The following is a 12,903-nucleotide window of genomic DNA, read 5'->3' on the forward strand; positions in this document are numbered from 1 at the left end:
GATGGACGACAATCCCGAAGAAATGGAAATGGATATTGTCCGCGAAATCATGAGAGAACTCAAGGATGGTGTGGATCTCAAAGCCCGCGCGTGGAACCTCCGCTATGAGCAGAAGGAGAGCAATGAGACTCTCTTGGCCAACCATCTCCTAGTGGGAGATAAAGGCAGCACCATTCCTCAACTGTTTCAATACCTAAAGACAGCTGGTCTAGAATTTATTTCCATGGTTAACTGGCGCCACTGGAATCTGGTGGATCTCTTCAAGGACCCAGAAAACCTGCCCACCTTTTTGGCGCTGAGCTTACCCGATGTGCCGCAGTCAGTACAGTTGGAGATGTATGAGCTGCTACATCCAGTGCATCGGCTCTTGGATTTTTGGTGTAGTCCGCAACCCCGTGCCACCGTATCTGACTTAGGAGAATGGTCTGAGGAGCAGTGGAATCAAAGTACGATTTATCTACATCCGCAACTGCGTACGGAAACAATTAAGGAAAAATGGCTAGAGTACTTGAATGACCGCATGATTGTGGATTTGGGCACGTTTATGTCCTTCCCTAGTCCGGTACCCACCTATGTGGATCCGCTTGGGCTGGCGACGCTGCTGCCCCTATTTGATCAGCCCTTGGCCTTTCCAGAGTTGTGCGATCGCTATCAACGCTTGGCACCCCTCAACCCTCTCACGCTTGAACCTATTGAGCCAAGGGTAGCACGGCAACACCTGCAGGCTCTGCTGACTCGTTTGGAAGCAAGTTTGTTTGTCTTGGTCAGCCTACCCTAGGCCAATCCAGCTAAGAGCTTGGGCAAGTGCCAGTCCCATATAGTTAGCGATCGCGTAGCCAACCACTCCCAATGTAATCCCTACCCCCATTAATTGGGGCTGATGCCGACCGGTTGCCTGGGCAATGGCTGTGGTGGGTCCGCCGATGGCTGCTTGAGAGGCAAGCGCAACCAGTTCCACATCCAACTTCAAGAGTGCCCCAAGACTAAATGTCACAAGACCGTGGGTCAAAACGATGACGGTGGTAAAAAGAATCATTTCCAGTCCCACCGACATCAAGGAGGGCACATGGGTACCTGCACCAATGACCGTGAAAAAGAGATTGAGACCCAATATCCCTAAGGCACTCGTGCCCCGCAGATAGCGCGTCCACTTAAATTGCGCTAATGCCAAGCTGAGGGTAGTGAGCCAGACCACCGTGGGAATCAACGGCCAAAATTGATGCAGTGCCGTTGACAGCACCAAGGTAGCCACGGCCAAGCTGAGGAGAATGGCTAAATCTAAAGGAGCGATCGCTGAAGTGGTGGGCAGGGGTATAACTTTAACTGCTTCCCCCTCGTCCCGTCGTGGATAAACACGCGCTAGCAGTGAGGGCAGACTCAGGGTGGTTGTCAGCCAAATGGCCGTGAGGAGATTATCCGCTGTTGTGGCCGCACTAAAAAGCAGGCCCGGAAGGTTGAGGGCACGCCCGACACCCACAAAGTTGAGGCTGCCGCCGATATAACTGGCCGCCAAGCTTCCCGCCAAGGGGGGGGTATCCCCAAGAAACTGACCGTGGAATAGCACGCTTGCAAGAAGAGCGCCCACCAAGGTGCCAAAGCTGGCAATGCCAAAGGCCAACAGCGCTGATCGCCCCAAGCGCCGTACATCTTGTAAATTCACTAACAGCAGCAGCCAGACAATCGCCAACGAGGTGATCGTATCGTAGATTACGTCATAAACTGGGGATTGCCGCGGAATCACACCCAAATTGGCACAAATAGCCGTCAAAATCAAAATGATCAGTGAAGATCCCAAGTGTGCTGCCCAGCGAAAGCGATGCTCTAGCCACAGTCCCAAAGCCGTCAGCGTCAATAGGATGCCCCACAGGGGCAAAGACTCATCCATGGGGTCTCAACTCCGGTAAGCGCTGTCCCAAGCGTGTCGGTTGCTCATAGACCCGCCGCAGGGTATTCACATCTCGCTGCGAAATTGGCGGCGGATCGGCCACTTGGGCAAAATAGAGGGCATCAGTCGGTAAAGGGCTATGTCCCCAAATACCGAGGGCATGACCCAGTTCATGGCGCAGTGCTCCAAGGACAAACTTGGGAGCTTGGCTGGGACGCACCACGACGCGGCAGCGATGGCGCAGAACCCGTTGGTCATCCACAAAGAGGTCGTAGCTGGTTTCAGCAAAGCGGGCACGGCGGTTGTTTTGCTCCGTGGGTCGTTGCGAGAGGAGACGGATATTGGCTGGCAAACTGGAATCAACAATTTCTAGGGGCAAATAGGCCGCCCACTCTCGTACCGCCTGCTCTGCTGCTGTTTGCCAGACATGGTTCGGATCCCATGGCGGCGGTTCAATGGCAACAGTAATTGGGAACTCAGTCCAGAGCAAATAGCCCACCTCTACGGGTTGAACTTCATCAAAATAATCCGGCCCTTTGGCGGGAATCTGAGCCAAGGAAGGGGGCAGCGGATAGCGCACTGCCGGTGGCAGTTGGATATTTTGGCGCGTGAAGTCTGCTGTGATTGCCAAAGACTCCCACTTTCCTTGGGCGCCTCCTAGGATCAGTCCTAGGGCAACAACGCACACCCAGACCCACCACCTACGCTTCATGCTTGCTCCTCAACAGGTTGGTATAAAGGGCCAGCCCGGAAATCGCTAGAGAATGAGAGGAATTGCCACTGTCTAGAAGCTATTTGACCTGCTAAATTCATGGGCAGATGGAACCACCCCTGTAAAATCCAGCGATCTAGGGGTAACACCAGGAGCCACATGAAACATATGACGGCCATGCCGCCCCAAAAGATTGGCCAGCGGGCATTGCTGTTGAAGCCCTCAAAAAAGGTTTGACCGACTAGTTCTTCGAGAATGGCTACGGGAGCAGAGCGGTATTGCCCGCCGGTAGCTTGAGTAGCGGCGGCCAGTTGGGGAGCATGATCCCCGATAACGATGGCATTGATCTTTACCCGCTGTTGGCGGGCATGGGCAACAACACTCGCATCCACAGAGGCTTCACCATCAGTAATTAGGAGTAGTTCCCGGCAGCGATTGGGAATGAGTTGGAGTTGTTGGGTGGCCATGGCGATCGCCCCTGAAAGATTGGTTGCACTCAGATCCACTTGGGCGAGCAAGTCACTGCGATTGAGGGCTTGATCTAGTTGGGTGAGTAGCAGGTCACTATTGGTTTCAAAGCGGGGCGTGAGAAATACTACATTCCAACCAAAACCGTGGATCATGACTTCGTTGGGATTTGCCAGATCCCGTTGGTTACGTTGAAGATAGAGTTTGGCAGCCCTGACCTGTTGCGCCATCACCGTTTGTGGTTGATTAAATTGCAACGGATGATTGCTAAACGTACTGCCACTGAGGTCAAGGGAGAGGACAACGGCGACACTAGGGCGCCCCCAATTCAACAGCGAGAAAAGCAGCGCCAGCAGGACGCAGCCTGTAAAAAGAATGAAGGGAATCTGAAAAAGAGGGTAATACCACAGTTGTCGCCGACGGGTCATAGCTCACCTAGGGCAAGGTACCGCTAAAGACTGCGAGGGCAGGTCCGGTCATATACAGATGTTGGCTAGGCAAATCCCAGCGGATATGGAGGTTCCCCCCCGGCAGTTCAATCGTTGCTTGGGCTTGATTCTCCGCAGGACTCAGGCGATCGGTCAAAACAGCAGCGACAAGGGTGGCACAGGCGCCTGTGCCACAGGCAAGAGTAATGCCCGCTCCCCGTTCCCACACGCGCATCCGCAGGCGATCGCTCCCCAACACTTGAACAAATTCAATATTGGTACGCCGGGGAAAAGCGGGATGATGTTCAAACTGCGGGCCAATACTTGCCAAATCAACCGCCGCAACATCTTCAACAAACGTGACACAGTGGGGATTACCCATACTCACACACGTCACCAACCACTGGCGATCGCCCACCATTAAGGGGGCATTAATCACCTTTTGATCTGCGGCTGCTAAGGTGGTGGGAATCTGCTGCGCCAAAAGTTGCGGTTTGCCCATATCCACCATCACCTGACCATCCGCTTGTACCTCTGGCACCATCAAACCGGCAAGGGTGTCAATGCGATAGCGCACAACTTCTCCGAGGGCGCGCCCCTCAAGGGCAAAAATAAACTTGGCCAGACAGCGAATGCCATTACCGCACATTTCTGCCACTGAGCCATCGGCATTGTACATCCGCATGCGGTAGTCGGTATCCCCTGTGCCTGCTAGCAAAAAAATGACGCCATCGGCACCCACACCAAAGTGGCGATCGCACCAGTGCTGAGCATCTTCGGGGGTAAGGAGTAACTCTTCCTGATGGCGATTGTCAATGAGCAGGAAATCGTTACCTAACCCTTGATACTTCTGAAAAGATAGGCTCATAGAATTGAAAAGGTACGAGAGGGAAATCCATGACCGACGAATTCAATACGGCACTGCCCAGCATTCGCCAGTTACAGACCTTCATTAAAGATAGCACCGAGGTTGAAGTCAAGCTCAGCACCAGTGATCTGGTCGTTGGTAAAGTGCGTTGGCAGGATGCAAATTGCCTGTGTGTTGTCGATCACTATGATCAAGCCACAATTATTTGGAAGCAGGCCATTGTCTTTATTAAACCCAAGCTAGCCTAGGGGCCACTGCCGCTGCGCTGCTGCTAGGGCTTCCTGATAGACCACCTGCCACGGGCACTGGTGCTGACGGGCAAGGGCGGCACAGTCTTCGTATTCAGGTTGGACATTGAGCCGCTGCCCTTGGTGCGCAGCCACTTTTACCCGCACCTCGCCAAACGGAGTGGCAATGGTTTTGATTTCCCGCTCAAGGATATAGCGCTCTTGCACCTGCCGCCGTAGCCCCAGCGTTGTGGTTTCCCGAAAGAGGGTCTGTACACAGGCGGTCTCAGCACTAGGGGGACACAACACCGTAAGCAAAACCCCCAAACGCGACTTTTTCATGGTAATGGGTTGACAAAAGACTTCAATGGCACCGGTGGCATAGAGTTGTTCGAGGGTATAGCTGAGGGCTTGGGGCGTCATATCATCCAGTTGAGTTTGCAGTTCAACAATGGTTTTTGCTGTTGTTGTTTCTGCTGAGTTCGGCAGCGTTCCCAGCCAGAGACGCAACAAGTTTGGCAGGGGCAACTCTTGGCTGCCGGCACCAAGGCCAACCCGCTGTAGGGTCATTGCTGGCGGCGCTCCAAATTCTTTACTCAGCGCACAGACCAAGGCGGCGCCTGTGGGCGTAACCAGTTCTTTTTCAATGCCGTTGCTATAGAGGGGGACTCGGTACATTTGGCACAGTTGCAAGACAGCAGGAACGGGGACTGGTAGCCGCCCATGGGCGGCTTTGACCGTTCCGCCCCCAGTGGGTAAAGCCGAGCAGTAAATGTAGCTAACATCGAGATAATCCAACCCCAAGCAGGTGCCGACAATATCCACAAGGGCATCCACTGCCCCCACTTCATGGAAATGCACTTTTTCCGGCTCAATGCCATGCACGGCTCCCTCGGCAATCGCCAAAGTTTCAAAAACCTTGAGGCTCCAGTCGCGGGCACGATTGGGTAGGTCAGCGGCGCAGATTTGCTCTGCAATCTCTGGCCAGTGGCGATGGTGATAGGAGTGGCGATCGCGCAAACGCACCTCCGCCTTGAGTCCCTGCTGTCCCTTGCGTTGCACCGTTTCCGTGGTTAACTCAAACTCCTCACCAATCCCTAACTTTGCCAATTGGCTTTGGAGATAGTCGCGGGGAACCCCCAGATCAAGGAGGGCACCCAAACACATGTCCCCGGCCACCCCGGCAGGACAGTCAAAGTAAGCTACATTCATAAGTGATTACAGATTCCGCGGCACAGCAGTTAAGAACTATGGTAGGCGATTCCTGCGGCGGCGGTGATCTCCGTAAGCCTTTGGGAGATGCAGTCGTCACTCACCGTGGCTAAGGGCTGCCGCGGCTCCTGTTTCCAAGTGCTAGTGCTGTAATTTAGCAGATCTTGCCCTCGGCGTTGGCCATGCAGTGCCATGGAATACTGAAAATGGGAGCCACGCGATAGAGGGCTCGGCGGAATTTGCTGAGTCAGCCAACACCGGCCAAAAAGCCAACAAATTGTATTGTCGAATGTTTATTGAAACGTCCGCACCTGTGCTTTTTACTTCAGAGGAGCGTGTATTTTGGACTACATCTAGCCCCCAGAAATCCGTATTTCTACGGCAGAGAATTGCAAGAGTCATTCCCTAGATGAAACATTAGATTAAACGTTAAGGGTAGTAACAGAATTACTAAATTCAGTTAAGAATCTCTGCTTCTTCAGAGGAAGATCCGTCATGATTTAGGCAGTAATACTGTGGCGGCAAAAAGTTCAGCTCTCACCTGTTTTTTTGTCTTTTAATGCAATTCATTTTTTCTAACCTATGCTTTTTTGAGGTTCCAATTGTCTTTGTCGATATCCTTGATCCTATTTATCCTATTTGATGGAGTCGCTCTATGACTATGACTCGTTCCCGCCCCCAAGCCGCCACCGGCGATCGCTACGGTGTGGATCATCTCCTCCGCAAAAAATACCCAAAACGCCACCATCACTACGCTTTTTGGGACTTCTTTCAATTCGATAGCGATCGCGGTACCTACAGCGATTGGAACAATGCCCGCAACCTCCTGGTGACCGAAGATTTCATCATTGGCCTTATTGAAGGCCTTGAAGAGGAAGTAGGACCTGCCGCCAGCGTCGTTATGTACAAAATTGGTGAAGAATGGGGACGGCGCGATGCTCACTTTTTCCAACAGTGGTTTCCCACCGAGTATGGCTATGAGCAGGGGATCAAGCAAATGCGGCTCCCCTATGTTCTTGAAGCTTGGTGGTGGCCCTGCACGACCCAAGGCTGGGGCAACTGGGAAGTCGATCTCAGTGAGCAAAAACACGGTTTTATGTTCATCAACATCTTTGACTCGGCGGTGGCACGCACTTTAGGAGATGTGGGCCGACCCGTGTGCCACCTCTACGCAGGACTCTTTGCCGGTTTCTTTAGTGCTCTTATTCAAAAAGAACTCAGTTGTATTGAAATCCAGTGCTACGCTTTGGGAGAAACCTACTGCAAATTCCTTCTCGGTAAGCAGGATCGTATTGATGCTGCTGCCTTCTGGCAAAACGAAGGAGCCTCCGCCAAGGATATTGAAAAACGGCTCCGCAGTGGAGAACTGGTCTATGAAAAGCCGAAACGGTAATTGGCAACAGCAAGCCGTTACTCAATTTTTTGAGGACGTCAACTGGTTGGGCTTGGTGCGCCAGCAGCCGGTAGCGAGAGCTGGGGTACTCAATTGGCAATCCCTGAAAGTGGGTGAATTTTGGCAGCGGGTCAACTGGCTTGGTCTTGAGGTCAAAGGGGCGATCGCCCCCACTGGTTCTACAGAATGGCCCAGCTACCGCGTCAAAGACTTCTTTGGTCGCATCAACTGGGAAGGGATTGGCGTCCTCGTGCCCCCCCTGTCTCCACCCACAGCGGAGGAAATTGCAGCTCCGCCCCCTGCTGCCCCTGCTACCCCTTGGGCGGCATGGTCTGTAGAAACCTTCTTCCGCCAACTGAATTGGGAAGGCCGTCCGGATCAAGCCATTGCCCTTGAGCCGAGCCTATCCCTCTGGCGCCTATCCGTCAAAGACTTCTGTGCCCATCTTCCTTGGGCAGGCCAACCGGTGATTGCTCAAGTGAGCAAAGTGGAACCCCTACCCCCTATGCCCGTAGAACCCGAAGTCACCCTCTCAGACTTATCAAATCTGTTTTAGGAGCCCCCTATGCACACCGAATTAATGAACCTCTACTACAAAGCCGAAGAAAACTACCTCAGCAATGTGGACATCAAAGTCTTCCGCCACCACATCGAGTCACTCCAGCAGCGGTTGAGCACCTATGAATTTCTGCGGGATCATGAACTTGAAATCTTTCAACCCGTGGCCGACACCCTGCAAAAGAAATATCCCACCGAAAATCCCCAAACCCTTGAGCAAGTATTGCGTCAAGCGATCGCCCTGCTGCGCTATGCCGCCATGGCAATGCTCCTAAATAACCCCGAGTTTTTGCAGCATCGGCTCCTTGAGTGGCTCACAGAAGTGGTCAATGCCCACCAAACCCAAACCCTATGGAGCAGTTGCCACGAGCTTCTCAGTGCCCGTCTGAAGGAAATGCTCACTGAGGCCGAGCAGGATTTGATTTTGCCGCTTTTAGATCAGGCCCAAGCCACCCTTGTGGGCTTGCCGGCGGTGGTCTCTGTTCAATCCTAAGCCGTGGTCTTCAATCTCTAGAAATGACTTGTTACGCCTACGCATGAGGATGTTCTATGATTTCCGTTGCTGATTTGCTCAAAGAGCCGGTCATCCCTGGCAATTACTATGCGGCTGATGCCTACGTTCAGGGGGATTTTGAAACAGGTCTTATCGAAAACCGCAAAGGCGCCCGCCTGATTGCGCTACCGGATATTTTGCTCCAAGCCATCTATGCGGGTCTGGATCAAGAAGTGGGGCAGGCCACTGGGGTGGTGCTGTTTAACTGTGGTCGTTGGTGGGGTAAAAACTTTTATCGTCGCTTTGTCGCAGAGGTCAGTGAGTACTATCGCCGTCCCCTTGCGGAAATGGAAATGGTGGAGTTTCTCCAATGTCTCAAGGAATGTTGGAAAACCCATGGCTGGGGTACCATCGATCTAGATGTGGGTTTTTACCAGCAGGGCTTTTTGGTGGTGAAAACGTGGGATTCTCCCTTTGCGGCGGCGGCTCCTAAAAATACGGGTCAGCCCCAATGTGCTGCCGAAGCTGGGATTTTAGAAGCTTTCTTTAGCCAATTGACGGGGCGCGATCTCCACTGTGTTCAAACGGCCTGTGAAACCCTAGGGGCAGCTAATAACCTTTTTGTCTTGGGCTTGCGGGAGCGGGTCGAGCCGGCCAAGGCTTGGCTGCAAGAGGGACAGGATCATGACACGATTATGGAACGGCTATGTCGCACCCAAGTTGCTTGAGTATGATCCTAAAGTAACTCTCTATGCGTGATTAAAAGGAGAACAGAGCAGTGGCCAAAGTTGTCAAACTTGAACCCATCTCGCGGGAAACCACGATTAATACCAATGACAATTTGCTGTCTGCTCTATTGGACTCTGAACTCCATGTGTTAAAGGAGTGTGGCGGGCGGGGACTGTGTGCCACCTGCCATGTCTATATCAAGGAGGGGATGGAAAGTCTTTCGCCTATCAATAAGCGGGAGCAACGTACCCTTGAGGTGATTACAACGGCAAATGCCACCTCTCGCTTGGCTTGCCAGGCACGGGTACTGGGGCCGGGGGTGGTGGTGGAGTTACCCTCAGGGATGTATGTCAATGCCGTTGAAGATATTGAGTCTTTGATCGGGCGGCGGGCTGAGCAGGATATTTTGCACCCCCTCGATGGCCGGGTTTTGGTGGAGGCGGGCAAGCTCATTACCCGCACAATGATTACTCAGTTGAAAGATACCCAAGTGCAGGTGGGGCAATATCTCGCCAATACGTCGGATGCCTAACCAACCACTTCATTTTTTATCCTCAGGGAGGCACCATTTATGGAAGACCGTCATTTGAACTCCTATGACATGCCATCTCCTAGGGGGCTACACCCCCTAGAATGGGGTGCAACTGGGTTAAGCGTTGTATTGTCTGTGGCGGCTGCGACAACTCAACAGACAATTTTGACAGCGATCGCCCCTTTGCCCCTTTCGTTGGCGGTGGGTTTAAACTTAGTCAATCGCAAAAAACTAGATGATCGGTTCCAAGTCGTTGTGCGGCAACAGGAGGCGAAAATTGCTGAACTGGTTGCCTCCCAAGGTCAGCAGCAGTCAGAGTTGGGCAACCTTACCCTTGCCCTTGCCCAGGTGCGCGATCGCCTTGAGGATGTACAGAAACAGGTGATGCAACTCAACCAAGGGACACAGCATCTCCACGATTACACCCGTATTCTCAACACAGAGCAAAAGCAAATCGAAGAAGTGTTGGATTATCTGCGGCAGATTGAGAAAAATACCCAAGTCATTCAAGTGGATCCCAGCCATGCCAAGGCCTACTACAATCGGGGACTGACCCATCAGCGTCTCGGAGACGCCGAAGCGGCAGTTCTTGACTACTCCGAGGCCATTCGCATTAATGAGAACTATGCCAAGGCCTACCACAATCGCGGTGTTGCCCGCTCGACCCTTGGCGATCGCAAGGGCGCAGTGGAAGATCTGCGCACAGCGGCGAAGCTGTTTTTTGAACAAGGGGACATTAGCAGTTATCAGCGGGCACGGGATCTGGCCAAGCGCATCCATGAAGTGGGTAGTATTGAACAGGAAAATAACGAGGTACCCTTGGAAATCCTCTTCTCCTGAAGGACGATTCAATCTGAGAACTGTTTTTCTTAATGGTTGAGGCTTGTTGTTGGCCACGGCTCATGCTGCCCAAATCTCCCGTTACCGGCTAGTAGATCTAGCCGGTCAGGGTCAGTACGGACAAGTGTATCTGGCTGTCAATCGTGAGTCGGGTGACCTCGTGGCAATCAAGGTGCTCAACGAGCGGCAATTGCTGACCCGTGGCTTTCTGCGGGAATTGAATTTTCTGCTGACGCTTCAACATCCCCATGTGGTGGGCTGTCAGGCGATTGACTACATTCGCTTGCGCCATAGCGCTCAAGTCAGCCGTAGTTTGGTGATGGACTATTGTGCGGGGGGGACATTGCGATCGCTCCTAGAACAGGAACAGGCTTTACCCCTGACCACCGCTTTGCGCCTGACATTGGATGTTCTCGCAGCCCTAGCCTATGCCCATCATCGCGGCATTCTCCACTGCGATCTCAAACCGGAAAATATCCTGCTGGAGGTGACTGCTACGGGTTGGCAGGCAAAGGTGTCTGACTTTGGCGTTGCGCGGCTGATTGAGGATGTCAAAGGCAGTGGTCAAACGGGATCCCCTGCCTATATGGCACCGGAGCGTTTCTACGGTCAAACGATACCCGCTTCGGATCTTTATGCGGTGGGCATCCTGTTGTACGAGATGATTGTTGGCGATCGCCCCTTCCACGGCACACCTGCTGAACTCATGGCTGCCCACCTCAGCCGTCCCTATACCCTTCCTGAGGGGCTGCCCTTTCTAGTGCGGAGCATCATTACTAAAGCCTTGGATAAATTACCGCAGCGACGGTATAAAAGTGCAGCGGAAATGACGATGGCTGTGCAATTAGCCCTAGAGGTTATCGAAGCAGAGCGTCATGAGCAGCCGCTATTGTTTTCCAAGGCGCCGGCGGCGGTTTGGCTGGGGGAACCCCAAGGTTATTCCTTAGCAATACCGCCCCAACAGGTTGCCAGTACGGCCACCAAGTTCTACGGAGTGGTGGGCGATCGCCTCTGGGCTTGGCAAGCTAGGGAGACTGTGCCAGAAGAGATGGGGCAATGGCCGCTACCACCGTTGCCGCTTCAACTCTATGGCGGTGAAGTGAGTGCTTGGCTGCGACTCAATGTGCTGCCACCCCAGCTTTTCTGTATTCACGACCAGCTTATTCCCTTAGGCTGTCGTCTTCACTCCACCTTGAACCGCTTGACCATTGACGCCACTGGTTACTGGTGTGCAGAAACCCAGATTGAGAGTGCAGCAGCGGAATTACAGCTTCATCTCCAACTCATCAATGGTCAAGGGCAGCGGACTCTCCGTTGTCAATGGCATGGACAGACTTTCGTGGAGACGCTCCTTTTCAATCGTCGCTACGGCCTAGTGATTGGTCGCTCCCAGCATCCTGAAACGGAGCATTCCATCACCCATTTTCAACTCTTCGACCGCCGGGGACACTGGCGACTATACACCCAACTACCTGCCCACCTGACATTGTTCACCCCTGCCCATCAGCAGCCATGGCAACTCGCAGCGTTTGAGGATCATCCGCAGCAGCCCCTGTTGATGCTCTTACATTTGCGGCCTTGGCGGGTTCAACGCTTGGGCCTGCGGTTTCGTCCTCAATTTCTCTGTGCCACGCCCTGGGGCTACGTGGTGGCGGGTCGTCATCGTTTGAATTTAGTGACCCACAGCGGTGAAATTGTCGGCACGGCCGAAAGCGAACAGGAGATTTATGGCCTCGGCTTTACGGGCGATCGCCACCTTTGGTTAATTCGCCACCACCGAGACAAGTATGTCTTACAAACATGGGATATAACCACGTGGGAGATTGATCTCATCCTCTAGACCAGCAGCCTATGATAGAAGGAATAGCTGTGGCATTTGACCCATGAAACAGCCCCAGATTCTCAAAATTACCCGCAAAGCTGCCAGTCTCAAACAAAAGCAAAAGCAGCAGTTACCTCCCCCCCCTTTTGATGCAACGACGACAACGCTGGCCTCTGAACCCGTCGTTGAGGTGAGCGATCGCGACAGTGTCCAAGGGCGTCAACATTGGTGGAGTGAACGCTGGATTGGTGTACTAGAGTCCTTTGGCTGGCGCCGACGGCTAGAGCGGGCACGCAATTATGTGCGCGAAGGACGGGTTCTCACGTTGGAATTCAAAGGCAACCAAGTCCATGCCCAAGTACAAGGCACAGCTCCTGAACCCTATCACGTCAAACTTCATTTGGATGCCTTTAGTGAAGAGCAGTGGCAATACGTCATTGATGGCATGGCACAAAAAGCCTTCTATGCCGCGAAGCTCCTAGCGGGTGAGCTGCCCCCCAGTATTGAAGAAGTCTTTACCCAAGCCGGACTGAGTTTGTTTCCCTTTACCAAATTTGACATCCACAGCCGCTGCAACTGCCCAGACCCGGTGAATCCCTGCAAACATATTGGCGCCGTCTATTATTTACTCGGGCAGTACTTCAACGAAGACCCCTTTTTACTTTTTCAGTTGCGGGGCAAAACCAAAGATGAAATTCTCCAACGCCTGCGCCATTATCGGGCAACCACGCCCTCC

15 protein-coding genes and 1 pseudogene are annotated in these 12,903 nt (G+C 53.0%); 10 read left to right on the plus strand and 6 right to left on the minus strand.

Going from position 1 to position 12,903, the window contains the following annotated elements:
• A pseudogene (locus P3X23_RS08755) lies at positions 1 to 778 on the plus strand (class I SAM-dependent methyltransferase); the annotation flags it as partial.
• Here P3X23_RS08755 and P3X23_RS08760 read toward each other — a convergent pair.
• Genes P3X23_RS08760 through dapF form a run of 4 tightly spaced genes read right to left on the minus strand, consistent with a single transcriptional unit; the run spans position 770 to position 4,361 of the window.
• Complete coding sequence (locus tag P3X23_RS08760) at positions 770 to 1,885, minus strand: DUF819 family protein (protein WP_300875543.1); 1,116 nt, start codon at positions 1,883 to 1,885, stop codon at positions 770 to 772. The pseudogene P3X23_RS08755 and the gene P3X23_RS08760 overlap by 9 nt on opposite strands.
• Positions 1,878 to 2,597: a peptidase gene (locus tag P3X23_RS08765; RefSeq protein WP_300875546.1), complete on the minus strand. Its 720-nt coding sequence runs from the start codon at positions 2,595 to 2,597 to the stop codon at positions 1,878 to 1,880. Before P3X23_RS08765 ends, P3X23_RS08760 begins: the two co-directional genes overlap by 8 nt.
• Entirely contained in the window at positions 2,594 to 3,493 is a 900-nt protein-coding gene (locus P3X23_RS08770; RefSeq protein WP_300875549.1) for a hypothetical protein, read from the minus strand. The genes P3X23_RS08765 and P3X23_RS08770 overlap by 4 nt, the downstream gene beginning before the upstream one ends.
• 7 nt (positions 3,494 to 3,500) lie before the next feature.
• Positions 3,501 to 4,361, minus strand: coding sequence for a diaminopimelate epimerase (gene dapF / locus P3X23_RS08775; protein ID WP_300875552.1), 861 nt, complete (start codon positions 4,359 to 4,361; stop codon positions 3,501 to 3,503).
• Between the two features lie 29 nt (positions 4,362 to 4,390).
• On the opposite strand from dapF, the gene P3X23_RS08780 reads away from it, so the two are divergent.
• Entirely contained in the window at positions 4,391 to 4,609 is a 219-nt protein-coding gene (locus P3X23_RS08780; RefSeq protein WP_300875555.1) for an RNA-binding protein hfq, read from the plus strand.
• Here the strand turns inward: P3X23_RS08780 and larC are convergent.
• Together larC and P3X23_RS08790 are read right to left on the minus strand one after the other, a co-directional pair.
• Complete coding sequence (gene larC / locus P3X23_RS08785) at positions 4,601 to 5,800, minus strand: nickel pincer cofactor biosynthesis protein LarC (protein ID WP_300875558.1); 1,200 nt, start codon at positions 5,798 to 5,800, stop codon at positions 4,601 to 4,603. The genes P3X23_RS08780 and larC overlap by 9 nt on opposite strands.
• Before the next feature lie 29 nt (positions 5,801 to 5,829).
• Positions 5,830 to 5,994 carry a hypothetical protein gene (locus P3X23_RS08790; RefSeq protein WP_300875561.1) on the minus strand — a complete coding sequence of 55 codons (165 nt, stop codon included), beginning with the start codon at positions 5,992 to 5,994 and terminating at the stop codon, positions 5,830 to 5,832.
• 461 nt (positions 5,995 to 6,455) lie between these two features.
• Here P3X23_RS08790 and P3X23_RS08795 point away from each other — a divergent pair, with 461 nt between their 5' ends.
• From P3X23_RS08795 to P3X23_RS08830, 8 genes are all read left to right on the plus strand, one after another.
• A complete protein-coding gene (locus P3X23_RS08795; RefSeq protein WP_300875564.1) occupies positions 6,456 to 7,193 on the plus strand; it encodes a V4R domain-containing protein in 738 nt (245 codons plus the stop codon).
• Positions 7,174 to 7,749: a hypothetical protein gene (locus P3X23_RS08800; RefSeq protein ID WP_300875566.1), complete on the plus strand. Its 576-nt coding sequence runs from the start codon at positions 7,174 to 7,176 to the stop codon at positions 7,747 to 7,749. The genes P3X23_RS08795 and P3X23_RS08800 overlap by 20 nt, the downstream gene beginning before the upstream one ends.
• Before the next feature lie 9 nt (positions 7,750 to 7,758).
• Positions 7,759 to 8,244: a phycobilisome protein gene (locus tag P3X23_RS08805; RefSeq protein ID WP_300875574.1), complete on the plus strand. Its 486-nt coding sequence runs from the start codon at positions 7,759 to 7,761 to the stop codon at positions 8,242 to 8,244.
• Between the two features lie 56 nt (positions 8,245 to 8,300).
• Entirely contained in the window at positions 8,301 to 8,972 is a 672-nt protein-coding gene (locus tag P3X23_RS08810; protein ID WP_300875577.1) for a V4R domain-containing protein, read from the plus strand.
• A 50-nt stretch (positions 8,973 to 9,022) separates the two neighbouring features.
• Positions 9,023 to 9,505 carry a 2Fe-2S iron-sulfur cluster-binding protein gene (locus tag P3X23_RS08815; RefSeq protein WP_300875580.1) on the plus strand — a complete coding sequence of 161 codons (483 nt, stop codon included), beginning with the start codon at positions 9,023 to 9,025 and terminating at the stop codon, positions 9,503 to 9,505.
• A 135-nt stretch (positions 9,506 to 9,640) separates the two neighbouring features.
• Positions 9,641 to 10,345, plus strand: coding sequence for a tetratricopeptide repeat protein (locus P3X23_RS08820; RefSeq protein WP_300875583.1), 705 nt, complete (start codon positions 9,641 to 9,643; stop codon positions 10,343 to 10,345).
• Positions 10,346 to 10,394: 49 nt separating this feature from the next.
• On the plus strand, positions 10,395 to 12,185 hold the full coding sequence (locus tag P3X23_RS08825) for a serine/threonine-protein kinase (protein WP_300875585.1): 1,791 nt from the start codon (positions 10,395 to 10,397) through the stop codon (positions 12,183 to 12,185).
• Between the two features lie 43 nt (positions 12,186 to 12,228).
• Positions 12,229 to 12,903, plus strand: a 675-nt coding sequence (locus P3X23_RS08830; RefSeq protein ID WP_367186577.1) for a metal-binding protein, incomplete at its 3' end; no start/stop codon positions are given.

This window comes from Thermosynechococcus sp. Uc (assembly GCF_029335995.1).
Classification (GTDB): domain Bacteria; phylum Cyanobacteriota; class Cyanobacteriia; order Thermosynechococcales; family Thermosynechococcaceae; genus Thermosynechococcus.